Annotated in this window: 18 protein-coding genes; 8 read left to right on the forward strand and 10 right to left on the reverse strand. The window is 74.0% G+C overall.

Annotated features, from left to right (window positions below):
- Nucleotides 1–422 (forward strand): response regulator transcription factor (locus ACFWOG_RS04670; protein ID WP_380354780.1); only part of this gene is annotated, 422 nt, incomplete at its 5' end.
- A gap of 457 nt (nucleotides 423–879) precedes the next feature.
- The gene (locus tag ACFWOG_RS04675) at nucleotides 880–2,088 is read left to right on the forward strand and encodes a polysaccharide lyase (protein WP_380354782.1); all 1,209 of its coding nucleotides are present in this window, start codon (nucleotides 880–882) and stop codon (nucleotides 2,086–2,088) included.
- Nucleotides 2,089–2,237: 149 nt separating this feature from the next.
- Here ACFWOG_RS04675 and ACFWOG_RS04680 read toward each other — a convergent pair whose 3' ends face one another.
- Entirely contained in the window at nucleotides 2,238–5,069 is a 2,832-nt protein-coding gene (locus tag ACFWOG_RS04680; protein ID WP_380354785.1) for an AAA family ATPase, read from the reverse strand.
- A 350-nt stretch (nucleotides 5,070–5,419) separates the two neighbouring features.
- On the opposite strand from ACFWOG_RS04680, the gene ACFWOG_RS04685 reads away from it, so the two are divergent.
- Entirely contained in the window at nucleotides 5,420–6,382 is a 963-nt protein-coding gene (locus ACFWOG_RS04685) for a quinone oxidoreductase family protein (RefSeq protein ID WP_380354788.1), read from the forward strand.
- 97 nt (nucleotides 6,383–6,479) lie between these two features.
- Nucleotides 6,480–7,082, forward strand: a complete 603-nt coding sequence (locus tag ACFWOG_RS04690) for a TetR/AcrR family transcriptional regulator (RefSeq protein ID WP_380354791.1) — start codon at nucleotides 6,480–6,482, stop codon at nucleotides 7,080–7,082.
- A 147-nt stretch (nucleotides 7,083–7,229) separates the two neighbouring features.
- On the opposite strand, the gene ACFWOG_RS04695 is transcribed toward ACFWOG_RS04690, so the two are convergent.
- A complete protein-coding gene (locus ACFWOG_RS04695; RefSeq protein WP_380354794.1) occupies nucleotides 7,230–8,516 on the reverse strand; it encodes a phytase in 1,287 nt (428 codons plus the stop codon).
- A gap of 173 nt (nucleotides 8,517–8,689) precedes the next feature.
- The gene (locus ACFWOG_RS04700) at nucleotides 8,690–9,136 is read right to left on the reverse strand and encodes a nitroreductase family deazaflavin-dependent oxidoreductase (protein ID WP_380354797.1); all 447 of its coding nucleotides are present in this window, start codon (nucleotides 9,134–9,136) and stop codon (nucleotides 8,690–8,692) included.
- A 330-nt stretch (nucleotides 9,137–9,466) separates the two neighbouring features.
- Between ACFWOG_RS04700 and ACFWOG_RS04705 the strand changes: the two genes are divergently transcribed.
- Complete coding sequence (locus tag ACFWOG_RS04705; protein ID WP_380354800.1) at nucleotides 9,467–9,808, forward strand: hypothetical protein; 342 nt, start codon at nucleotides 9,467–9,469, stop codon at nucleotides 9,806–9,808.
- Between the two features lie 146 nt (nucleotides 9,809–9,954).
- Here ACFWOG_RS04705 and ACFWOG_RS04710 read toward each other — a convergent pair whose 3' ends face one another.
- From ACFWOG_RS04710 to ACFWOG_RS04735, 6 genes are all read right to left on the reverse strand, one after another.
- Nucleotides 9,955–10,593 carry a hypothetical protein gene (locus tag ACFWOG_RS04710; RefSeq protein ID WP_380354803.1) on the reverse strand — a complete coding sequence of 213 codons (639 nt, stop codon included), beginning with the start codon at nucleotides 10,591–10,593 and terminating at the stop codon, nucleotides 9,955–9,957.
- Between the two features lie 55 nt (nucleotides 10,594–10,648).
- Nucleotides 10,649–11,266: a hypothetical protein gene (locus ACFWOG_RS04715; RefSeq protein ID WP_380354806.1), complete on the reverse strand. Its 618-nt coding sequence runs from the start codon at nucleotides 11,264–11,266 to the stop codon at nucleotides 10,649–10,651.
- Between the two features lie 448 nt (nucleotides 11,267–11,714).
- A complete protein-coding gene (locus ACFWOG_RS04720) occupies nucleotides 11,715–14,504 on the reverse strand; it encodes a hypothetical protein (RefSeq protein ID WP_380354808.1) in 2,790 nt (929 codons plus the stop codon).
- Nucleotides 14,505–14,984: 480 nt separating this feature from the next.
- Nucleotides 14,985–17,342, reverse strand: a complete 2,358-nt coding sequence (gene secD, locus ACFWOG_RS04725) for a protein translocase subunit SecD (protein WP_380354811.1) — start codon at nucleotides 17,340–17,342, stop codon at nucleotides 14,985–14,987.
- Nucleotides 17,343–18,304: 962 nt separating this feature from the next.
- Nucleotides 18,305–19,252 (reverse strand): NAD-dependent epimerase/dehydratase family protein, encoded by a 948-nt coding sequence (locus tag ACFWOG_RS04730; protein ID WP_380354814.1) that lies wholly within the window; start codon nucleotides 19,250–19,252, stop codon nucleotides 18,305–18,307.
- Between the two features lie 144 nt (nucleotides 19,253–19,396).
- Nucleotides 19,397–20,128, reverse strand: coding sequence for a DUF4386 family protein (locus ACFWOG_RS04735; RefSeq protein WP_329877219.1), 732 nt, complete (start codon nucleotides 20,126–20,128; stop codon nucleotides 19,397–19,399).
- A 106-nt stretch (nucleotides 20,129–20,234) separates the two neighbouring features.
- Here ACFWOG_RS04735 and ACFWOG_RS04740 point away from each other — a divergent pair, with 106 nt between their 5' ends.
- Nucleotides 20,235–20,939 carry a TetR/AcrR family transcriptional regulator gene (locus ACFWOG_RS04740; RefSeq protein WP_380354816.1) on the forward strand — a complete coding sequence of 235 codons (705 nt, stop codon included), beginning with the start codon at nucleotides 20,235–20,237 and terminating at the stop codon, nucleotides 20,937–20,939.
- 135 nt (nucleotides 20,940–21,074) lie between these two features.
- Here ACFWOG_RS04740 and ACFWOG_RS04745 read toward each other — a convergent pair whose 3' ends face one another.
- The gene (locus tag ACFWOG_RS04745; RefSeq protein ID WP_380354818.1) at nucleotides 21,075–22,145 is read right to left on the reverse strand and encodes an alpha/beta hydrolase; all 1,071 of its coding nucleotides are present in this window, start codon (nucleotides 22,143–22,145) and stop codon (nucleotides 21,075–21,077) included.
- Between the two features lie 183 nt (nucleotides 22,146–22,328).
- On the opposite strand from ACFWOG_RS04745, the gene ACFWOG_RS04750 reads away from it, so the two are divergent.
- Nucleotides 22,329–23,198, forward strand: a complete 870-nt coding sequence (locus ACFWOG_RS04750) for an LLM class flavin-dependent oxidoreductase (protein WP_380354821.1) — start codon at nucleotides 22,329–22,331, stop codon at nucleotides 23,196–23,198.
- A 370-nt stretch (nucleotides 23,199–23,568) separates the two neighbouring features.
- Nucleotides 23,569–23,811 carry a hypothetical protein gene (locus tag ACFWOG_RS04755; RefSeq protein ID WP_380354823.1) on the forward strand — a complete coding sequence of 81 codons (243 nt, stop codon included), beginning with the start codon at nucleotides 23,569–23,571 and terminating at the stop codon, nucleotides 23,809–23,811.
- Nucleotides 23,812–23,918: the final 107 nt, after the last annotated feature.

Genomic DNA, 23,918 nt, shown 5'->3' on the forward strand with positions numbered 1-23,918 from the left:
CCGCCTTCGACCTCGCGGCCGCACGATGGACCGCCATCGGCCGCCCCTACCCCGCCGCCCTCGCCACCGAACGCGCCGCCCGCACCCGCACCGACCTCGACGACGTCTCCGCCCGCCTCACCGCACCGATCGCCACCTTCGAACACCTCGGCGCCACCTCCGACGCCGCCCGCTGCCACCGCACGCTACGGGAACTCGGCAAAGCGACCTCCAACCCCCGCGGCCGGGCCGGCTACGGCGACCGCCTCTCCCCCCGCGAAGAACAGATCCGCGACCTCCTCACCACCGGCGCCACCAACAAGGACATCGCCGCCGCACTCTTCCTCTCCACCCGCACCGTCGAGAACCACGTCGCCCGCGTCCTCACCAAACTCCGCACCACCCGCGCCGACCTCACCCGGACGAGCGGCGAGAGGGACTGACGTCCGGTCCACCACCGGGGAGGCGAGCCCGGATCCTCGAGGCGAGCGCTGCGGCGAGCCGGCCTGGACGTCCAGCGCTTGACGGCGGGCCGGCGGACCGCTGTCCGCGGCGGAACCGACCGGGATCGACCCACCGGCCGGTGACCCGGCAGGGACGCCGGCTGTCCCGACGAGGGTGCCGGCCCGCGCGGCACCGGGCAGGCCAACGGCAGTCCCGGCCCCGACCGGCCTGATCACGGTTGCGTAACGCGACGGGCTCCCGCGCCGGCTTCCGGCTCCTTCCCAGCGACGCGGCGCACACCCGTGGAACACGCGGCACATCCACCCGCCCCGGGCCGCCGCCGTCCGTCGGGCCACCGCCCGCCCGGCGGTCCGAACCGTTCACGAACCGCCCCGGAACGACACACCGGCAGCGCAGCCGGCGGCAAGGAACCGTCAACCGTCCCGAAGGAACAGCATGCCGCTCCGCCCGAGTCCGACGACCGCCCGCAACGCCCGACGGCTGGCCGGCGCCGTGCCCCTTGCCCTCCTCACCCTCGGCGCGACCATCGCCCCGGCCGCCGCGGACGACTCCAGGTCGTACGACTTCGAGAGCATCGCCGCCAAGGAATGGCCGTTCAGGGCCGTCAACGGCGAAGGCTCCGTGACCACCGCTCCCGCGCCCGAGCGGGCCGGCACCGCGGCGCGGTTCACCGTGCCCGACGACGGCCACTCGTTCCGCTCCGAACTCGCCCTCAAGGGCCTGAGTGCGGGGACTCACCGCTTCGGCTTCTCCCACTACCTTCCGAACGAGTGGAAGCAGGTCGACGACGACATCATCGTCGCCCAGTGGTTCAGCACCCAGCCGGACAGCGAAGGGGTCAAGCCGGTCGTCGCGCTGGCGGTCCACGGCGGCGAGTGGCGGCTCAAGGTGCACTGGCTCAAGGACCTGGCCACCTTCGAGGAGTACGAGTCGGTGATCCCGCTCGGCACGGTGCAGCTCGGGCACTGGAATCGCTGGGCCCTGGACATCACCTGGTCCACCCCGTCCACGCCCGGCTCGATCACCGTCACCCGGGACGGTGTCCAGGTCGGCGCCCATCGCGGGAACAACAACTACCACCGCGGCGAGCCGCCGCACTTCAGGACCGGCGTCTACCGTCCGGCCTGGCGGCCGGAGAAGCCGAAGCACCCGACCGGCGGACCGGACATCGTGCTGTTCGTCGACGACATCGTCATCACCACGGGGCCGGCGGGCGCCCCGGCCCCGGCGGTACCGACCCCGGCGGTCCCCGTGGCCCCCACGACACCGGCGGCGTCGGCTCCGGCCTCCGGCGCCGCGCGCACGAGCCCCGCCGCCCCCGTGTCCGGCCCCGCCGCGTCGGCACCCGCCGCAGCAACACCCACCGCGTCCGCACCGGCCGCGACCACGTCCGTGAGGTCCACGCCCCCCACCCCGACGGCCACCGGGACCACGGCCGCCGCGGCCCCGGCCGGCACCGCCTCGTCGGCTCCGGCGGCCGCGGCCCCCGCCGGGCCGTCGACCGAGTCCGGCCCGGCGACCTCCTCCCCCGAGCTCTCCAGCACCGGGGCGAGTACGGACATCGCGCTCGTGGGGGGAAGCGTCGCCGTCGTCGTCGGCACCTTCCTGCTCCGCCGCCGCAAGCAGCCGGGCCGTCATCGGTGAGGCCCCACCGCCCCGATCGACCGGGTGCGGGCCACCCAGGCCGGGGCCCGGGCGGCTGACGGCTTCCCCGACCGTTCGGCGGATGCGACCGTCGCCGCGAGCGGCCGGCGGGACCGGCGGGACGCACTCCGGGCCCGCGGACGGCCCGCTCATCCCGATGAACGGACCGGGAGGGATCGACCGGCCGGCTCAGCCGTCGGGTCGAGCGCGTCGCGCAGCATGGTGCGTGAGGTAATGCCGAGCCGCTCGTAGATCTGGTACAGGTGCGCTCCGACGGTCCGGTGAGAGAGGAAGAGGCGCTCGGCGATCTGCTTGTTGGTGAGTCCGGACGCGGCGAGGCGGGCGATCTGCAGCTTCTGCGAGGTCAGTCCGTGGATGCCCGGGGCCGCGGGCCTCGACCTCCGGGAGCCCGTCGCCCGAAGCTCGTACATCGCGCGTTCGGCCCACGGCCGCGCGCCCAGCTCCTCGAAGGTCGCCAGCGCGGCGCGCAGCTGGGTTCTGGACTCGGAGGTCGTGCGGGCGCGGCGCATCCGTTCGCCGTAGGCGAGTCGGACCCGGGCGTGGTCGAAGCGCCACCGGTCGCCCCCGGGGGTGTCCACCGCCAGGGCGAAGAGACGCAGGGCCTGCTCGTCGTCGTCGGTGCACAGGGCTGCCGAGGCCTCCGTCAGCATGGCGTGTCGGGAGGACACGGTGGTGATGCCGGCCTCGCGCATGGCCCGGACGTGTGCGGCGGCCTCCTCGCGCCGGTTGATCCGGACGGCGGCTTCCACGAGGTTGGCGGCCACCCACAGGGCGTGGGGGGCGTGCGAGGCCAGGGTTCCGGCCGGGCTCACCGCGTCGGCGTGGTCGTAGGCGAGCGTGAAGTCCCCGCGGCCCAGGGCCGCGACGGCGGCGGCGTGGTGGGCGTAGTGGGCGGCGCAGGGCGCACCGTGGTCCGTGGCCCAGCCGATGATGACGTCGGCCGTCGCGAGACTCTCGTCCGCGTGGCCCCGGGCGCCGAGGACGACGGACCTGATGTAGAGGAAGTACCAGGCGAACGCGCTGTATCCGTGCTCCTCGCACGCCTGCAGGCCCTCGTCAGCGAGGTCCAGGGCCTCGTCCCACAGTCCGGTGAGGTAGTCGTCCAGGCACAGGTGGATGAGCGCGGAGATGTAGCGCCTGGCCGGGCCGCCCTCGCGTCCCGCCCGCACCACCTGCCAGGCCGGTTCGCGGACCTCGCCGAGGCGGTCGAGGTAGAGGGCGCCCGTGCCGACGCGGGTGATCCGCACCGGGTCGGGCTCACCGGCCAGGGAGGCCACGAGGACGTCGAGTTGTCCGTGCGCCGCAGCCCCGGTGCGGGCGGGGTCGGAGAACGTTCGCCCCAGGACGGCCAGGATGGGGGGCGGCTGGGGGGTGAGGCGTCCCACCGCCCGGTAGTAGACCTGCCACAGGTCGTGCCGGGCGCCGAAGAAGCAGACCACGGCCAGGACGTGCAGCGCGTCGACGAGCGCCTTGTCGCCGGCGCGGTACCGGTGGGTGCCGGCCGCGGACTCGATTGCCTCGCTCAGCAGCCGGTGGGCCGTGGCCACGTCGCCGTTCCCGTTGAGGAGGAGCAGGGCCGAGGCGGTGGCGGAGTGGAGGGAGTCCTCGCCCTCCGGGGCGGCCTGGCGGGCGTCGTCCAGGAGACGTCGGGCGCTGGAGAGGGCTCCGGTGGACTCCGCTCCCAGGTAGGCGGCCTCGGCGAGGCGACGGCTGCGGTTCGGCCCTTCGGGAGAGAGCGAGGCCGAGCGGATCAGCGTCCGCATGGCCCCGGCGGCGTCCCCGCGACGCAGGGTGAGGCCCGCGGCGTGCTCCAGGAGCGCGGCGACCTCCTCGTCGGGCTCCAGGGTGGCCTCGCCCAGGTGCCAGGCTCGGCGCTCCGGCCGGTCGGCCAGCACGTGGGCCAGCGCCGCGTGCGCGGCGCGCCGTTCACCGCTCAGCGCCTGCCCGACCACCGCGGAGCGGATCAGCGGATGGCGGAACCCCAGCCGCTGCCCGCCCTCCTCGATGTGCACCAGCCGCTCGCGCTCGACCGGCGCGAGGTGCTCCAGGCCGTGCCCGGCTGTGGCCCGGCGGGCGGCTGCCTGCAGTACGCCGAGGTCGCCGGTCCCTTCCAGGGCCGCGAGCAGGAGAAGGCTCCGGGAGGGGGCGGGCAGCCCTGCGACCCGGGAACCGAACAGCGTCTCCAGTCGCCGGGTGAGGGGCAGCACGGCGGGCGAGTCGGCAGCCGCGGGCCGCAGCGCGGCCGGCAGTTCCAGGAGCGCCAACGGATTGCCGCCCGCCTCGGCCAGCAGTCGGCGACGCGCACCGCGGGCGAGCCCCGGGAACCGGCTGCCGAGCAGCCGGGCCGCCGACTCGTCGTCGAGGGGCGGGAGGTCGTACGCGGGAAGGCCACCGGTCTCGTGCGGGTGCGCGTCGCCGGTGCGCGCCGCCGCCACGAAGCTGACGCCCAGACCGCCCAGACCACTGAGCCGCCGGGCGACGAAGCCGAGCACCGCGGCACTGGCACGGTCGACCCAGGGAAGGTCGTCGACGACGATCAGCAGCGGCCTCCCGTCGGCCACCGCCTGAAGGAGCCGCACCACGGCGTTGGAGACGAGCAGCTGGTCCGGCGGATCCCCGTTCTCGAAGCCGAGCGCCACGCGCAGCGCGCGGCGCAGGTCCGCGTCCAGGTCCTCCAGTGCACCCAGGGCCGGGAAGAGGAGCTGGTTGAGGCACGAGTAGCCGCAGTCGGCCTCGAATTCCAGGCCCGCCGCCCTGAGCACCGCGACACCGTCCGCACCCGCGGAGCCGGCCAGCGCGTCCAGCACGGCGCTCTTCCCCACACCGGCCTCCCCGGCCAGCAGCAGCGCACCACCGCCCGCCCCGAGGCGCAGCCGCTCTCGCACCCGTCGCAGGTCGGCGTCCCGGCCGACCAGCGGATCCCCGACGCCGGGCGCGCCGGGCACATACCCATCCCCCATGACCGCCCCTCCCCAGGACCGACCCCGCCGCTCGTGCGCCGGAACGGATCTCCGTCGAGGAGCATCGTCCGCGCGGCCGTGAGCACCCGGGCCGCGTCCAGTATGCCGGACCAAGATCGCGGACGCGGCCGGGAGGACGCGGAGACGGACCCGGAGGTCCGGCCCCTGCCCGGGGTCTCCGACCGACGTCGTGCCCACTCACCGGCGGGCTTCCACCGGACTGTGGCACGACATCGGCCGACAATCAACTCGCCCTCTGATCAGCATCTTTGGACTTGCCGGTCCATTTTCTGCCGCCTAACGTGCTGATCGATCCACCGCGACGAACCCGCACTGGAAGGTGTCATCCCATGCACGCGATCCGTATCGAGGAACACGGCGGCCCCGAGGTCATGCGCTGGACCGAACTGCCGGACCCGGTGCCCGGCCCCGGCGAGGCACTGGTCCGACTCGGTGCCGCCGGCGTGAACTACATGGACGTCGGCGCCCGGGCCGGGGGCGGCCCCGGCTGGGCGGCCCCCGCCGTCCTCGGCGCCGAGGGAATGGGCTACGTCACCGCCCTCGGCGACGGGGTGCGGGACCTGGCCGTCGGTGACCGGGTGGCCTGGTTCTACCACCCCGGCAGCTACGCCGAGCTGCTCGCCGTACCCGCGGACTCGCTCGTCAAGGTGCCCGACGGCATCGACGACGAGATCGCCGCCGCCGTGATGATGCAGGGCCTCACGGCCAGCCACCTGAGCACCGAGACCTACCCCATCGGCGCCGACGACACCGCCGTGGTGCACGCCGCGGCGGGCGGCGTCGGCCTGCTGCTCACGCAGATGATCAAGTCCCGTGGCGGCCGGGTGATCGGTCTGGTCTCCCGGGAGGAGAAGGTACCCGCCGCCGAGGAGGCCGGCGCCGACCACGTCCTCGTCCACTCCGGCGCCGGATTCGAGGACCGGATCAGGGAGCTCACCGGCGGGCGCGGCGCGGACGTCGTCTACGACGGCGGCGGCGCGGGAACGTTCCACTCCTCCCAGGCGGCCCTGCGCCCGCACGGCGTGCACGCCTACTACGGCCCCTTCATGGGCGTCCCGACACTGCGGCCCACCGACCTGCCCGACAGCATCCTGCTCACCTACCCTGTCGTGCACCACCACGTCGCCACGCGCGAGGCCCTGGTGCGGCGCACCGGCGAGGTGTTCGACCTGGTCCTGGACGGGCGGCTCACCCCCCGGATCACCGGCCGCTACCCGCTCGCGGACGCCGCCCGCGCCCACGCGGACATAGAGTCCCGCCGCACCACCGGCAAGCTCCTGCTCCTGCCCTGACCGCCCGCCACCCGCTCCGGCCCGCGCCCTGCGCCCTGTGCCCGCGCCGCCGCCGGCCCGCTTCGACGGAACACACCAGCCCGCCCCGGGAGGATCCATGACACTGACCCGCAAGGGCGCCGCGACCAGGCAGCGCATCGTCGACGGCGCGGCCGAGCAGATCCGCGAACAGGGAGTGTTCGCGGTGCGGTTGGAGGACGTCATGGCCCGTACCGCGACCAGCAAGAGCCAGCTCTTCCACTACTTCCCCGGCGGGAAGGACGACCTGCTCCTCGCCGTGGCGCGCCACGAGGCGGACCAGGTCATCACCGACCAGCAGCCCGAACTCGGCTCCCTCACCTCCTGGACCGCCTGGGACGAGTGGCGCGACAAGGTCCTCGCCCGCTACCGCGGCCGGGGCAGTGACTGCCCCCTCCACACCGCACTGGCGCAGCTCGGCGGCACCACGGACGCCGCCAGGGTCGTAGCCGGCGAACTGCTCGACCGGTGGCAGCACCAGCTCGCCAACGGCATCCGCCACATGCAGTCCCGCGGTGGAATCGCACCTGGACTGGACGCCGACCGGGAGGCAGCGGCTCTGCTCGCCGGCATTCAGGGCGGCGTGCTGATCCTCATGACCACGGGCAGCTCCGCCCACCTTGAGGCGGCCCTCGACTCCGGCATCGCCCACCTGCGCGCCTCCGCCCGCCGGCACCGCTGACCACTCACCGCCCGGCGCCGCCACGGACCGGCCCACCCGCCCGGCTCACGCAGGCGCGGCCGGGGGTGGGCAGCCGCCGGGCCCGGGCAGGAGGGCCGGAGGTGCGGCGGGCGCACGGTGGGGACACCGTGTACCCGCCGCGACGGGTCAGTCGATGGCGTCGAGGACCTTGCCGAGGTCGACGAACTTGAAGCCGGTCGCCTCACGGTCGCCGTCGGCAGGGGTCTCCTGGCCGTCCTGGACGACCAGCAGGCCGTGGGGGTAGCGCGCGCCGAGAGGTGCGTTGAGGGCGGCGGCGCCGTCGCAGACCTCGGAGCCGTCGAGGGTGGTGGAGGCCGCAGTGATGCGGAAGGCGCCCTCGAACTCGTTGTCGTCGTCACGCTCACGGTCGTAGGCGACGAAGGTGTTGTCGCCCTGGCTGGAGGCGAGGAGATAGCCGTCGCCGTCCGGCTCGGTGATCAGGGTGAGCCCCTCGACGTCAGCCGTCAGGCGCTTGCCGCCGTAGCCCGGGTCGGCGCCCGGCGTGCACTCCTCGGTCTCCTCGTCGTACGTGCCGGGCACGCCGTACTCGCGCACCTTGTCGATCAGCGTCGGCGTGCCGGTGAGGCCCGCGTCGATGCGCCAGATGCCGACGTCCTCCTGCCCCGCGTACAGGGTGCCGTCCGCGGGGTCGACGACCATGCCCTCGACCTGGGGCAGTTCGCCCGGCTCGGCACAGGGCGTCCAGGAGGTGCCGTTCGGCAGACGGAAGGAGGACGGCAGGTCGATGGTGCGCACCTGGCGGTAGTCCACCGTGCCGTTCGGGGTGGCGATCAGCTCCAGCAGGGCGAGGCGGGTGCGGTTGCGCTGGCTGACCACCGCGTAGGAGCGGCCGGTGTTGCGGTCCGACCAGGTGGCCAGGCCGTAGGCGGTCTTCTGGTCGTTGATCTCGGCCTGGTCGGTGGAGAAGACCGGGCGTACGGCGGGGTCGGTGACGTCGGTGAGCGGGCCACCGGGCTTGTCCCGGTCGATGCGGTAGATCCGCAGCCGGTCGTTGCCGCGGTCGCTGACCACCGCGACGTCGGCGCGGCTGCCGGCCAGGCGCAGGCCCTGCACCAGGTCGACGTTGTTGAAGCGGCCGGGGGCGTCGTCGGCGCCCGGACCGGCGGGGGCGGGGATCGACTGCACCTGACGGGCGTCCAGGTCGTAGACCCGCAGGCCGCCCTGCTTGGCGGTGGCGACGACCAGGCTGCGGCCCGGGTCTGCGTTGTTGCGCCAGATCGCCGGGTCGTCCGCGTTGGCGTCGCCGCCGGCCTCGTCGTCGTACAGCGGCGCGGTCTCGGCCTTGGGCCGGATGCTGCTGATCGAGGAGGCCTGCGCCGGGAGGGCGACGGAGACCGCGAGGGCTGTGCAGAGCACGAGCGTGGAAGCGCGAGCGGCCAGACGTATCGTCATGTTTCTTCCTTTATGAGGGGTTTGCCCTGACAAGGAAGACGCTCGCGGGCCCATCTGCCATCCCCGCGACCAAATGGTATCCGATAGCTGAACACGTTGCGAAGTCCTGGGAGTCACTCTCTGCCACCCTGCGAACCCCGGAGGCACCTCCCAGGTGACGAAGCATCAGAGCCTCAACCGACCAGGGGCTCCAGTACGAAGACGGGGATCACCCGGTCGGTCTTTCTCTGATAGTCGGCGTACGGCGGGTACGCGGCGACCGCGCGATCCCACCACTCGGCCTTCTCGTCGCCGGTGACCTCACGGACCGTCATGTCCCGTCGTACGGCGCCGTCCTGGAGCTCGACGTGCGGGTCGGACTTGACGTTGAAGTACCAGACCGGGTGGCGCGGGAAGCCGCCGTTCGAGGCCACGGCCGCGTACCGCCCCTCGTGCTCCACGCGCATCAACGGGGTCTTGCGGATCTTGCCGCTCTTCGCGCCGCGCGTCGTGAGAATGACGACGGGCAGGCCCGTGTCCCAGAGCGTCGCTCCCTGCCTGCCGTCCGAACTCTCGTACAACTCGACCTGATCGCGCACCCACTGCACCGGACCCGGCTCGTACTCACCTTCAAGAGGCATCGCGTTCACCCATCGTCACGTCATGAAGTGCGGTGTCCGACAGGCGGTCAGGTACGACGCAAAGTGCCCACGACCAGCAAGAAGAAGAATTGTCGAGGCCCTTGCTTCCACCCCGGTCGGAGTCACCTCCCAGGTGGGGAAGCATATCGGGTACCACCCACGTGTGGTGTCGGGTGCTTTCCCGCGTGTTCGCGCCGCCGGCCTCCGAAGTGCGTCCGGAGGTGGCGGTCCGCCGACTGTCGACCCGCGTCGACGGCGACGCCCCGCGTGACCGGTTCCGGGCCGAACCCGGTGACATGCGGGTGCTGTCCAGGGAGACTGGCGACAGACGTGTACGAGCAGTCGAAGGCCGAAGGGCAAAGAGTGGCACTGGCGAAGAAGGGTTCCCGCCGCATCGTCGTCGACGGCGTCGAGTACCGCTGGCGAGTGAGCAGGAAGCCGTGCTGCGACTACGACGGCATCACCTTGGGTTACATGGTGGAGGACGCGGCCTGTCCCGGAACGACGCTCGTCGTGGAGACCGGTCGGCCGGCCGTGCTCGAACCGAACATGCTGCCGTCCGAGGTGGTCCTGCCGCGCGAAGTCGCCGCAGGTATTCGGGCCGCGCGGTCGAACGGCTGGACGCCCAGCTCCAACGGTTCGCCGTTCAAGCTGCACCTTTCCGCTGTCTGACCGGGCCGTGCCGAAAAGGCGCGGCAGCGCGGGCGGGCGACCGGTCTCCCACGGGATCCCGGTGCGCCGGTCCACCAGCCAACAGATCACCACCTACCGGGCGTCAGCCGACTACGCCGGAGCCTGGGCCCGTGTCCCGCTGCCGCTCAGGCACCCGTGGGGGCCTCCGGCCCTCCCGAGGGTGCCACCGGCCGCGGCATACAGGTGGGAGTTCCGGACGGGCCGGGTGTGGCGGTGGCGCACGGGTCCGGGTACATCGGCCCGATCAGTGAGACGCGGCTGATCCGGTACGGCCCCTGCCCGTACCAGCCGTGGAAGTGGACGGTCACTTCGTGGGAGTTCCCGATGGCGACCTTGGCCCGCAGACCGGTCCAGTCCGCCGCCCCGTCGGCCCAGAGCTGGACCTCGCCCGTGCCCGTACCGGTGCCGGTGATGCGCACGAAGGCGTACGCGCCGGACACGTACGCGGAGAAGTCGTAGCTGGTACCGGCCACGACGGCGACCTTCTGGAAGCAGCCGGCGTAGTCGTGGCTGCCGGGCCGGCCCTCGACGCCCCGGGCGAGTTGGACGACGTCGCCGTCGCAGGACCACCCGTGGGGCAGGGGGCTCCCGAAGTCGCCGTTCCTGATCCACTCCAGGGGTGCCGGCTGGGCGGACGCGGAGCTGCCGGCGGCGAAGGCCGCCGCCCCGGCGAGGACGAGGGCGCCGAGGGCGGCGCCGATCGGGCTTCCGCCATGGGCGTGGCGACTGCGGCTACGGCTACGGTTGCGACTGGACGAACGCATGGCGTCTCCGATGTGGGGGTGTCCGGACGGTGCGGGAGCGGGAGCCCTCGGGCGGTCAGGGAATGTAGGTGCGCGAGCAGCTGGGGCTGGGCGAGGGAGACCCCGGGCCGGGGCTCGCCGTCTGCGGGTCCGGCTCGCCGCACGGGCTCGGGGGGATGCCGGGGCCGACGAAGGACACCCCGCGCACGCTGAAGGGGGCCTGCTCGTACCAGCCGTGGAAGTAGACCGTCAGCTCGGTGGTGTCAGGACCGGTGGCGACCTCTACCGTCAGGGTGTTCCACTCGCTCTCGTTCGACCAGGTGGCGGCGCTCTCGCCACCCGCGCCGGAGGCGCCCACGAAAGCGTACGATCCGCGCACCGAGGCGTTCAGGGTGTACCGGGAATCGGGCTGGACCCGGACCTTCTGGGTGCAGCCCGCGTAGCTGGTGGCGGTCGGCCGGCCGGTGATGTGGTGCTGGTGCGGGACGGTGCTCCGCGAGGCGCTCGCCTCGCAGTCCCAGATCCACGGGTAGGAGTCGAAACGCCCGTTGACGATCAGCTCGACGTTCGGCAGGGGCGACGCCGCCGAGGCGGCCGGCGCGAGGGTGGAGCCGCCGAGGGCGAGTGCGGCCGCGAGGCCGAGGAACAGGCCGACGCGGCCGGTGCGGCGGGTCGGGCCGGTGGATGCGCGCATGCCGTCTCCGGATGGGGAGTGCCAATGGGGCGGCGGTGCGAGGGAGTTGCCCACACCCTGGTGGATCCGGAGCATCTCCGTCAAGGGGAGGCAAAGAAGGTGAGGGCGCCCCTGCCCCGCCGCCGGGCGACAGTGCCTGCGAGACGGCCATGCGGACGCCGAAGCGCTCCGTCCTCCGACGGGCGCGGGTGTGCCGCCGGTCATTCCTGACCGGCGGCGCCCACCACGGCGTCACCCGGCTCCTGCCTCTACCGGGCGCGATCACCCTTCCGGCGAAGCGGAGTTCCGCGCGGGTCTGCAGGCCCGACCGGCCACGAAGGGCAACCGGACGATGAGGCCAGGCCCGGACGGCGGCTCCCGGCGCAGGGCCGCCGTCCGCACCGCAGCCGGGGCGGCGGGCGGAGCGGCGGCTCCCCCGGTCCCTCGCCGTAGCGCGCCTCCGCTGTGGTCACGTCGTAAGAATCTTGGCCAGGCGGGCCGCCTCCGTTCGGACGCGACCGGGTGCGGCGGATCCGGCCAGGATGTCGAGGGCCGGGAGGGTCGTGCGGATGCCTTCGGCCGCCGCGCACTCGGCGGCGAGGGCGAGGACGTCGGCCAGCGCGCGCCGCCCGGGTTCGTCGGCGGCCTCGGTGATCACGGCCGCGAGCGTCGCCCACACCGCCGGACCCGCGCCGCTGCGCGCGGCATCGGCCAGGACCGGCAGGATCCGGTTCGGCTTCACCACGGACAGTCGCCAGAGCGCCGCGAGCCATTCGCCGAGCACCTCCGGCCGGAGCCGACCGCGTGCGGTGGCCGTCAGCAGGAAGTCCAGCGCGGCGGTGCGGCTCTCCGCACGGGTGGCGGTCAGCCCGTAGGCGAGCAGGAGGTGACTCACCGGTCCGAACTCGCCCGGGGCCTCGGCGAACCGGGGCAACAGGGGGTCGGCTCCCCGCGGAGCGGACGGGTCCGCGCGGAACGCCACGGAGGGCAGGCCGTGCGCGGCGACGGCCTCCGGGTGCCAGGGTGCCAGCCAGGCCAGGTGGAGGAGCTCGGTCGACGAGAGCGACGGCACGCCCACGAACCGGGCGTGCTCGGTGGGGTCCGGGACGGCCTGGAGGAGGTCGGTGACACCCTCGGGCACCGCCGCGTCGTCGGTGTGGGCGAGGGCGTCGGCGTCCGCCACGACGGCGCCGTCGACGGGCAACGGTGCGATGCGCGGGAGGGTGGGCGGGCGCCGACCGTGCGGGCCGACCGGTTCGGGCTGGAACGGGGACTGGACGTGGAACCGCTGCGGTGCGGGCGGCGCCGGGTCTGCGGGCAGATCGAAGCCGAGCCCGCCGGCGGCGGTACGGACCGCCGCCAGCGCGTGCGGGGCCACCCGGAGCAGCGCTTGGGCCACGTCCTCGGGCCAGGGCCGGGCACCGGCGTTCCGGTACGCCGTGAGCCGCTCCACCAGCACGGCCCCGTCGATCGTGCCGTCGCCCGCTGTGGGCGTCGCGAGCAGGAACGGCACCGGCGCGGTGGTGATCCGGCGCGCCGCCTCGTGAATGCGCAACGCGGGCGCCACGGCCGGAGTCCTGACGTAGGCGGGCAGGCCCAGCAGGGTGGCGGTGTGCCGGTCCGACTCGTTCGCACGGCCGGTCAGGGCGTCGAGCAGGCAACCGAGCGCTGCCTCGATGCTGCGGATGCCCAACAGCCGGTTCGGGTCCCGGTCCCGCCGTTCGGCGAGGGGGGCGAGCGCGTCGCGAAGGGCGGCCTCGTCACGGTGGTGCTCCGCGACGAGGGCGGCGAACACCGTCTCGAACTCCCCGGGGTCGGGCAGGCGGGCGGCCATCACGGCACTCAGCCGCTCGGCGGCTTCCAGGGGGTCGGCGGGTGGGACCGGCAGCTGGGCGGGACCCCCGTACGCCGCCACGACGGGCATGTCCTCGCTCGGCCCGGCGCTCGGGGCCGTGAGGGCCAGCAGACTGCGGGCGTCGCGCTGAAGGGCGGGGCCCAGGCCGTCGGCGGCGGCGCGCACGGCTTCGGCGGTGGCGGGCGTGACGTGCGGCAGGTAGCGCGCGACCAGGCGCAGGGCCTGCTCCTGGATCGCGGGCGCCGGGTGGGTGAAGGCGGTGACGGCGGCGGGCAGCAGGTCCTCGGCCGCGGCCGGGTCACGGCGCAGCGCGGCCTCGACCTGACCCAACTGGGCGGTCGCGAGGGCCTTTTCCGGTCGGGCCAGGACCCCGGCCGTGAGTTCGGCGAGCAGGTCGCCCGGCAGCCGCGCGTTCACGGAGCCGAGTGCCTTCTGGGCGGCCTTCGCCGCACCCGGCGCACCGTCGACGGCCAGCTGGACGTGGTCACGGGCCCGGGCGAGGATCTCCTCCGCGTCGAGGGCCAGTGCCGTGTGGAGCTGGAGGAATCCGCGCAGGTTGCCGGGTCGGTCACCGCGCAGCAGCAGACCGAGGCACAGGTCGATCAACTCGGCGCGGTCGAACAGGCCCTCGCCCGCGAGTGCGGTGAGCGCCGTCGGCCACTGGTTCTGCGGGCCGTGGCCGGCGGCGTACCGGTCGGTGAACTCGGTCCCGACGTCGGGGACTTCGAAGAGCCGACGGACGAACTCGCCGATCCGGGGCTGCGCACGCAGCCAGGAGAGCAGCGAGTCGTGGTGCGGCACCGGCTCGCGCAGGCCCTGGTCGGCGAACCACTCACCGATCTCGCGGTGGTGGTAGTGCATCAGGCCGCCCTCGCGCAGCCAGCCGATCACGTAGCCGTCGGTGGTGGGGACCTCGGCGCCGGACCAGACGGCGAGGCCGTGGGCGATGAGCCAGCGGTTGGCGTCGCCTCGCGCGGGCAGCCATTCGGCGAGCCGCACGGCGAGTTCACGGTGGAACGCCGCGTCACGGTGCGGCACGAGCAGCGCCCTCAGGACGACGTGGTGGTCGGGGCTGGTGGCGCCTCCGCCGGGCAGCGGCCAGGAGACGTCGAGCAGGCGCCGGGAGGTCAGCCAGTCCAGGGCCTCGGTCGGGGTCGCGGCGGACAGGATCCCGGCGAACTGCAGGGCGGCGAGCTGGTCGTAGGCGGCACGGTACCGGCCGGGGTCGCCCGCCGTGAGCTCGCGCACCAGCTCGGTGCGGAGCTTGCGCAACGGCGCCCGCAGGTGACGCAGTTCGGCGGCGGGGACCGGGCCGAGCCGGTCGATCACCCCGTGCGGGAACCGGGCAGCCACGAGGGCGCGCACCTCGTCCCAGCTGATCGTCTCGTCTGCGCGGTCGGTCACGGCGCCCCCACTCGGTCCGGTTGATGATCACGAACCTAGCCCGCGCCACCGACAACCGCGTACGCGGGTGGACGTGCGACCAGCGGCGACGCTCCCGGGTGCCCGGGAGGGGGCGGGGTGCCACGGGATCCGAGGACCACGTCGCCGACCGTGTCCACCGTGTCCACCGGGAAACGGACCGGCGGGCCGACCCCGCGAGGGGCCGACCCGCCCGTGGGTCGCACTGCCGGACGAGCCCGGACCGCCGGAACGGTGCGGGCCCGGACGGCGGGAGGGGGGATTCTCGCCGTCCGGGCCCTGTCCTGACCGCCCCACCCCCTTCTCACCCCGATCCGGCGGGACAAACCCCCGACTCCGGGCAGCGACCAGTGACCGGCTTCGGCCAGGGTGCGGTGCGCCGGGGCCCGGGAGTCTCCGTGGTCGACCGCCGCGCGAACGGGCGGTCAGGATCGGCCGGTCAGGACGGGCCGTTACCGCGGCTCAGACGACGGCCCCGTTGCGTTCGCGTGCGGGCGCGGCTCGGCCGGCACTCGGCCGAGCCGGGTCCTGCGGCCGGTCGGGGTACCGCTCCTGGAGCAGCACGGTCACCGGCATCGCGGTGAACACCGTCGACGCGGTGCCCACCACCACCCCCGCCAGCAGCGCCACGGAGAAGTCGGTCAGCGAGTCCCCACCGAGGACCGCCAGGGCCACGAGGACGAACAGCGCGCCCATTCCGGTGTTCACCGTACGCGGCAGCGTCTGCGCCACCGCGCGGTCCGCGAGCTCCGGCCAGCTCGACGACCTGCCGCCGCGGCGCAGTTCACGCAGCCGGTCCAGGACCACGACCGTGTCGTTGACCGAGTACCCGACCACGGTGAGCAGCGCGGCGAGGAAGACACTGTCCACGGGCTTGCCCAGCCAGGCGAAGAGGCCGACGACGAGCAGCACGTCCTGCATCATCGCCGTCACCGCCGCGGCCGCGTACGTCCAGCGGAACCGGACCGTGAGGTAGAGGAGTTGGGCCGCGACCGCCACCCCGAGCGCGATCACGGCGTAGGTGCGCAGTTCGCTGCCCAGACTCGGCCCGACCAGGTCGTCGCGTTCCACCGACACCTCCCCGGTGACGGCGGTCAGTGCCTCCCGGATCCGCTGCTGCTGGTCGTCGCCGGTCTCCTTGGTACGGACGGACACGCCCGTGTCGCCCGTGGTCTGCACCACCGCCTGTGGGAACCCGGCGTCGATCACCGCCGCACGGGCGGCGTCCGCGTCGATGTGCTTCGCGGCGGTGTACTGCGCCACCCGCCCGCCGGTGAACTCGACCCCGAACTCCAGGCCGCGCACGCCGATGCCGCTCAGGACCAGCAGCAGGAGCCCGGCGCAGACTCCGAGCCACCGCCGCCGGTGGCGCATCAGCCGCGGCGGTCGCCGGGTCAGGCGCACCCGCAGCCGGCCGACGGTCGCCAGTCCCGTCAGGGCCGGCCGCCGGGCGACGAAGGGCCGCCGTACCGCCCATTCGGCGAGCAGCCGGGTGATCAGCATGGCCGAGACCATGGAGGCCAGCACGCCGATCGAGAGCGTCACTCCGAAGCCCTTGACCGGCCCGATCGCGAAGACGAAGAGCAGCCCGGCGGCCAGGAGCGTCGTCACGTTCGAGTCGGCCACGGCACTCCACGCCTTCGCGAACCCGGTGTGCAGCGAGCGCCGCAGGTCGCGTTCCGGTCCGCGTTCCGGTCCGCGCTTCTGTCCACGGGACTGGGCGCCGAGCCTGGCGTACTCCTCCCTGGCCCTTTCGAAGACGAGCACGTTGGCGTCCACCGCGATGCCGACCGCCAGCACGAAGCCGGCCAGTCCCGGCAACGTGAGGGTCGCGCCGAGCGCGACCACGGCGGCGTACGAGATCAGGCCGTAGAGGGCGAGCGCGATGGTGGCGAGTACGCCGAGCAGCCGGTAGACGGCAATGATGAAGATCGCGGTGCACAGCAGGCCGATGCCCGCGGCCAGAGCGCTGGCCCGGATCGCCTCGGCGCCGAGCGAGGGGCCGACGGTGCTCTGCTCGATCGCCTTCACCGGCACGGGCAGGGCGCCGCCCTCCACCAGCGCCGCGAGATCACGGGCCTCGTCGGCCGAGAACGCGCCGGTGATCTGTGCCGAACCGCCGGCGATCCCCCGGCCGCAGGGCACGCTGTCCTGCATGCCCGGCGCGGACACGATCCGGTCGTCGAGCACGATCGCCACCCGCCGGGCGGGGTCCGACGGCCCGGCGCAGGCCGCGTCTCCGGTGAGGCGCGCCCAGGTGTCGGCGGCCGCCCCGCGGAAGGAGAGGTCGATGCCCCAGCCGCTGCCCGACCGGGTGTCGAGCACCGCCCGGGCGCTCTTGACCCCGTCGCCCGTCAGGGCCGGCGGGCCCAGGAGCAGCTGCCTGCCGGGTACGTCGGGATCGGCGAGGGCCCGCGAGCCGTCCGCCGCCGGGGACCCGACCGGTCCGTCGGCGGCTGCGGTGGCGCCGGTGACGGCGTGGAAGGTGAGCTGTGCGGTGCGGCCGATGACCTCGGCGGCCTTGCGCGGGTCCTGGACTCCGGGAAGTTCGACGACGATTCGGCGCTCTCCGGAGCGGGCGAGCGAGGGTTCGGCCACGCCGAGGCCGTCGACCCGGCGGCGCAGCACCTCCAGCGCCCGGTCGGTGGCGGCGGCGTCGGCGCGCACGCCGGGTGCGTCCTGGGTCTCCAGGACGATGCGGGTCCCGCCGCGCAGGTCGAGGCCGAGGCGGGCGGGTGTGGTCAGGGCGACGTAGAACGAGACGCCGACGACGGCGAGCGCGAGGAGCGCACGCCAGAACGTGGCACGACGAGAGGACATGGGTTCTCCACGGGCGGTCCGCGGGATCCGGGCATCGCCGACGGGCGGGTGCCGTTCCCGGGGACGGGCGGACGCAAGGGGACAACGCGCCGCAACGAGCCTCCGGCGTCGAACGGCCGGATCCCTCTCGTTCCGGGCCGCGGGCATGCCGCGGCTCCCGGGACGGCGGGCGCGTGGAACGTCAGCTGCTCCGGGTGGAGGGAGGACCGCGGGTGAGCCGCGGGTCGTACGCGCCGCGGGGCGGTGCCCGTTCCTGTCGCGGCCCCGGGGCGGACGCCCCCGTCAGGGGCGCGGGACCGGCCGGGCACGCGCACGCGAGGACGGCCGGCGGCAGAACGGGCAACCGCGTGGCGGGTTCCGTGGCCGTCGTCCGTTGCAGGGCGGCATCCGAGCCGCTGCGCTCCGGCCCGCGCCGGACCTCCGGACGTGCGGGGCCGACCGGCACGGGGGTGGCGGGTGCGGCCGAGGGGACCGCCGGCGCGGGGGCGGCCTGCGCGATCGGGGCCGTACCGAGCAGGACCAGGCACAGGGCCCAGACGGCGAGGAGTACGCACGGCAGCGCCACCGCCGTGCCCGGACGGACACGACGGCCCGGCTCGGCCGCTCTCACCACCCGTTCCCTCACCACGCTCCTCCCGCGAGTGACTCACTGTAGGCGACGACGCCGTCCGACGGTGCAGCGGTCCGATTCCTGTCCACCCGGCCGACGGTGAGTGCCCCTTCGGCCGGTGGCCGTGCGGGCGCGGGGGCATCACCGTGCGGGCCGCAGGGGCATCACCTCGGCGGGCCTGTACCGCGGGCGCGTTCGGCGAACCAGAACCCGGCCGACACCGCCGTCCGTGACGAATGCCCCGCGTCGCAGCACGACGACCGTGCCGGACGGATCCCCGCACGTGGGGAGACTGCGTGCGCTCCGGGGCAGGCCCGGCACCTGCACGTCGGGGCGAGGACGACGGGTCCCCTCAGGCGTGGGCCACCGTGCGGGCCCGGTACCAGGCGACCGTCGCAGCCGCGCCCTCCTGCGGCGTGGTGACCTCGGCGGGACCGAAGGTCCGGCGGTACAGCCCGTCGTCGACGGTCCAGGGGCGGTCGAACTGGTACCAGATGTCGACCAGTTCCCGGGCGGCGGGGTTGGACAGTCCGACCAGTCGCATGAGCGGCTTCGCGGTCGCGCGGACGCGGGCGCGGGTGCCGGCTGCCGCGGCGACCTCCTCGATGAACTGCCGCGGGGTGAGCGCCGGGGCGGCGGGGAGGACGAAGGCCCGCCCGTCCGCGGCGTCGCTCTCGCCGAGCCGGACCAGCGCGGCCGCGACGTCCGGCAGGTAGTGCAGGGTACGGGGGACGTCGAGGCGCCCGGGCCAGAAGACCGTCCGGTCCCCGAGTACGGCCGGCACCACTGCGGCGCCGATGACGCTGTTCGTACCGCCGGGACCGTAGTAGTCGGCGGCCTGGCCGATGGTCACGCGAAGGCGTCCGCTGTCATGGGCCCGCAGGAGCCGGTCCGTCATCGCCTTGCGGACGGCGCCCTTGCGGCTGCTGGGTCGCTGGGGCGTCTCCTCGGACACCGGCCCGTCGATCGGTCCGTACCGGTAGAGGTTGTCGGCGAACACGAGCTTCGCGCCGGCCGCCGCGGCCCCTTCGACGATGGCGTCGGTGAGCCCGGGGAAGTCCTGCGGCCATCGGTGGTAGGCGGGTTGGGCGCAGTGGTACACGACGGCGGCGCCGGCGAAGGCGGCGCGGGCGCCCTCGGTGGTGGTCAGGTCGGCAGTGAGGGAGGTGACGCCGGCCGGCACGTCGATCGGCGTGCGCCCGACGGCGCGGGGGCGGTGGCCGCCGCGCACGAGTTCGCGGACGACGGCGGACCCGATGCCGCCGCCGGCGCCGAGGACGACGTGCAGAGGGGTGGGCATGGTGCGCTCCTTCGATGGGACGGCTGGGATACGACGGGTTCGGTGGTGGTGGCGCCGGCGTCGGCGGCGAGGTCGGCTGGGCGGGTCCCACCGCGCCGCCGGCCCCGAGGGGAGCCGCCGCCGGGGCTCCGAGGAGCGGCGAGGTCAGCGGGCCCGGCGCGCGAGAACGACGGCAGCGGCCAGGAACCACAGCTGGAGCAGGGCCGAACCGATCGAGGTGGCGGCGCCCGGATCGGCGCCGGCGAGTTCGACCAGCGGCAGGGCGAGACCTGCCGCGGTGAGGAGTGCCGCGATCAGCAGCCACCGCGGTGCGGTGCGGGCGCGCAGGGCGGCCACCGAGGCGCACACGAGCCAGCCCACCGCGAAGAGCGAGACGCCGAGGACTTCGCCGACGCCGCCGCCGAAGTCGTTCAGCACCTGGTACTGCACGGCGACCGCCTCGCGTGCGGCCGCGTCGGACGCAGCGCCGTAGGTCTCGGCGAGGCCGGGCATCGCCAGCAGCCAGCGCGAGATGCCGATCGTGCGGGCGAGGGTCGAGGCGACGGCGAACCCGACGGCCAGACGCGTGAGCAGGCTCTCCGTACCGCCGGTCAGGGCCCTGCCGGTCCACACCGCGACCGGCAGGAACAGGACCGAGTAGACCAGGTAGACGGCGTATCCGGCGCGGACGGCACCTTCGTTCTCCAGCAGCCGCGGCAGCGCGATGGCGGCGGGGTCGTCGAGGCTCGCGGGCCAACCGATCGCGGCTCCGAGCACCACGATCGGGACGATGAGGAGGAGGCCCTCGACGGCCAGCAGAACGGCGGCCGTGCGCCGGGGGTCGAAGGCGCGGGGCGGGACGCCGGACAGAGGGACCGGGTGATGGGTCACGGACATGGACACGAACTCCTTGCGAGTGGCGTTCACTGTGCGACTAGTGTTCGCACTTTAGCGAGCAGTGTTCGCGATGTAAACGGCAGTCGCACTTTGCTAGAGTGTTCGCATGCCCTCACCCACCCGCCGTGAACGGCTCCGCGCCGAGACCCTGGACGAGATCAAGGCCGTCGCCCTGCGCCAACTGCGCGAGGTCGGAGCCGCCCAGCTCTCCCTCCGCACGGTCGCGACCGACCTCGGCATGAGCCCCGCCGGGCTCTACCGCTACTTCGACAGCCGCGACGCGCTGCTGACCACGCTGATCACCGACTCCTTCGACCGGCTCGGCGACGCCCTCGAACAGGCCCGCGACGCCGACCCGGACGCCGACGTGGCCGACCGGCTGCTCGCCGCACTCGCCGCCTACCGCCGATGGGCCGTCGAGCACCCCCAGGAGTTCGGCCTGATCTACGGCACCCCCGTCCCCGGCTACGCCGCCCCACCGGACGGCCCGACCAGCACCGCCACCCGACGCGTCGGCGGGGCACTCGCGCCCCTGTTCGTCGAGGCCTGGCAGGAGGGCCGGCTACGCCTGCCCGACGACGTCGCACCCGACCCGGCCCTGGCCCGCTACGCCGCCGAACTGCACCCCGGCCTCCCGACCGCCGCCGCGGCCGCGATCCTCGGAGCCTGGACCCGGCTGCACGGGCTCGCCGTCCTTGAGGCCTTCGGCCACCTCCGCTGGCTGAGGAACGAGACCTCCGATCTCGCCGAGCAGCAACTCCGGCTGCTCCTCGCCGAGATCGGGCTCTCCCCCGCATCCGCCCCCCGCTGAAGCACCGCCCCCACCGCCCCCACCGGGCCCACACGCCCACACCGGATCGGCCGGGTCGCCGAGGCTGCAACCGAACCCCTACGCGCACGAGTTCGCCTGACCCGACGACCGGAGGCAAGGTTCGCCCCCGTGCTGCTACGGGCGGAGGGCGTCCAGCAGTATCGGCAGGGCGTGGCGGAGTTCGCGGTACCCGTAGGTTCCGGTGTGGGTGCCGGGGAAGACGTGCGTGGTGACCGGCGCCCCCAGGCCCTTGAGCCTGCGGTCCAGCGCCCGGGCCTCGAAGCCGCAGGCGGCCTCGGTGACGGAGACGACGTCGTCGGGGAACAGGGCGATCCACTTCTCGGTGCCGGGGATGTGGACCTCCGGCTCGTCGGCGTCGAGCGGGCCGGGCGTGCCGTCGCCGGAGGAGAGGTAGACGGGCGTGTTCCGCAGCCCTTCGGCCCGGTAGTACGGGTCCCAGTCCAGCCAGACGTCCCACTGCTTCCAAGGGTCTCCCCAGATGGCGTAGCCGTCCAGGCCCACATAGGCCGCGCCGGACAGCCACATCTCCGGGTGGCGGACGGGGTGGAAGGGGGCGCTGAAGGCGGCCACGGCGCCGAACAGGCCCGGGATTCGGGCGGCCATGCCCAACGCCCCGAAGCCGCCCTGGGACTCTCCGGCCGCAGCGCGGCAGGGTCCGGCGCCGTAGTCGCGTTCGACCAGGGGGATGACTTCGCGGAGGAAGTAGGTGCGCACCAGGGGTCCGCCGGCCCGGCCGTGGTTCCACCAGTCGGTCCAGAAACCGAAGAGCGGCATGGCCGGCATGACCACGAGGACGTCGTGGAGTTCGGCCAGCTCCTGAACCTTGAACATGGTGGCCCAGGTGGTGTGGTCGCCGTCGCCGCCCGCCAGGAGGTAGAGCGTGGGCCACCGGTCGCCGGGCTTTCGGCGGTCCCAGCCGCGAGGGGTCAGGAGGGCGACGGGGACGGTGCGGCCCAGGGCCGCGGAGTCGACGGTCAGCTCGATCAGCCGGTCGTCCACCTGGCGTTCCCTGATGGCCCGGCCGGTCGTGCGGGCAGGCGAGGCGGCGGCCGGCACCGATGGTCCGCCGGCCGCGAGGAGGGCGGTACCGGTCAGCAGCGCACGGCGCGTCGATGAGTAGGTCACATCCGCCTTCTCGGCAGCGGGCCCCGACTTCTTGAGGGACGTACCGGCCTGTCGCGTCATGTCTCCTCCGCAGGGCGGACTCCTGCCCGGACCACCCGCCGCCGGCCGCTCCGGAGCTCGCCGTAGCACCCGAGGGCCGAGGACCTGTCCGGGATCACGGCGTGGGTGGGCGCCGGGCGGTGCGGGTGTGGGCTGGACCATGAGGTAGGCGGCGACCATGCCCGCCCTATAGCTTGACCCTTTATGACGGCCTTTCGTATCGGTGTGATGTACGACCGCTCCTGGGACCCGGCCGGGCTGCCCGCCTTCGCGCGCGAGGTCGAGGCGCTGGGGGTGGACGACCTGTGGGTCGTCGAGGATCTGGGGTGGAACGGCGGGATCTCGGCGGCGGCGGTGGCTCTGGGCGCGACCGAGCGGCTCCGCGTCGGCATCGGGATCGCGCCCGCGCCCTTGCGCAGCCCCGCGTTGCTGGCGATGGAGGTGGCCACCCTGGCCAGGGTCTTCCCCGGCCGGCTGGTGGCCGGGATCGGTCACGGTGCGCGGGAGTGGATGCAGCAGGTCGGTGTGGCCCCGCGGTCGCCGCTGGCGCTGCTGGAGGAGACCCTGAACACGGTGCGCGGCCTGCTGCGTGGCGAGCGCGTCACCGTGGACGGGCGTGAACTGCGAATCGACGGGGTGGAGTTGGTCCACCCGCCGGCGAAGGATGCGGTGCCGCCGGTGATTGCGGGCGTCGTCTCGCCCAAGTCTCTGGAGCTGGCCGGCCGCGCCGCGCAGGGCACGCTCGTGGCCGAGGGCCACGGCCCGGCGGATCTGCGCGCGGTCCGCGCCGCCGCGGAGCGCGGCGGCGCGGGCGCGGACTACACGATCACCGCCTTCACCTTCGTGGGCGTGGGAGGCGCGGCGGCGCCGGCCCTGCGGGACGCCGTGGCGGGACACGCGCAGTGGCTGGGGCGCGAGGAGTCGGCGACGTTCGCGGCCGGGGGCACGGCGGCCGAGGCCACCGCAGCGCTCCGCACGCTCGCGGACGCCGGCGCGCAGACGGTGGTGGTGCGGATCTGCGGTCCCGAGCCGCTCGCGCAGCTCCGCGAGGTGATGGCAGCCCTCGGCAGCTGAGGACCGCAGTGCCCGCCGCGGAAGCGCTTGAAGGGTTGACGCCCCAGAGAATGAGTGGTTGATTACTCACAAGCAAACGGAACGGCGACGTTAACCCCCTACTCCTACGGGTTCAATCGTCCGACCAGATGGCAGCCCGCAGACGGCCATCCGATCGGGCAAGAGAGTGAGTGATTGACCACACCTAGTCTGCTGCATGATCGGTCAGGCATGACCCCTCACCGCCGAACGCACCACCGACACCGCCGTCGACAGGAGCACCCCGGCGTCGCCCGATTCACGGCCCCTGGATCGCGAGCGCCGACCCCGCGGCTCCACTCCCCAACCGCAGCACCGCATCCCAGATCACGACCATTCGATGGAGGACCCGATGTTCGACAACCGAGGCGAGCTGGCGCAGTCGTTCGAGAAGCACGACGAGACGCACGCCGAGAAGCACGACGGAAAGCTGGACCGGAAGGCCGACAAGAAGGCCGTGAAGAAGCGTCGGCGCACCCGGCAGCGGACCGCGGAGATCGCGGCCTACTCCGGCCTGGGAGTGGTCGTCCTGGCCGAACCCTGGCTGCTACTCCTGCTCGCCGTCCCGGCCCTGGTGCTCGCCCTGCGGGACTGACCCGCTTCGCGGATCCACCCCTGGCAGCCCGTCACCCGAACCGCGGGGTGGCGGGCTCCCGGCCTGCCACCGGGAGCGGGTGGGCGCGGGGATCGCCGTTCGACCTG

It is taken from the genome of Kitasatospora sp. NPDC058406 (genome assembly GCF_042722765.1).
Taxonomy (GTDB): Bacteria; Actinomycetota; Actinomycetes; order Streptomycetales; family Streptomycetaceae; genus Kitasatospora.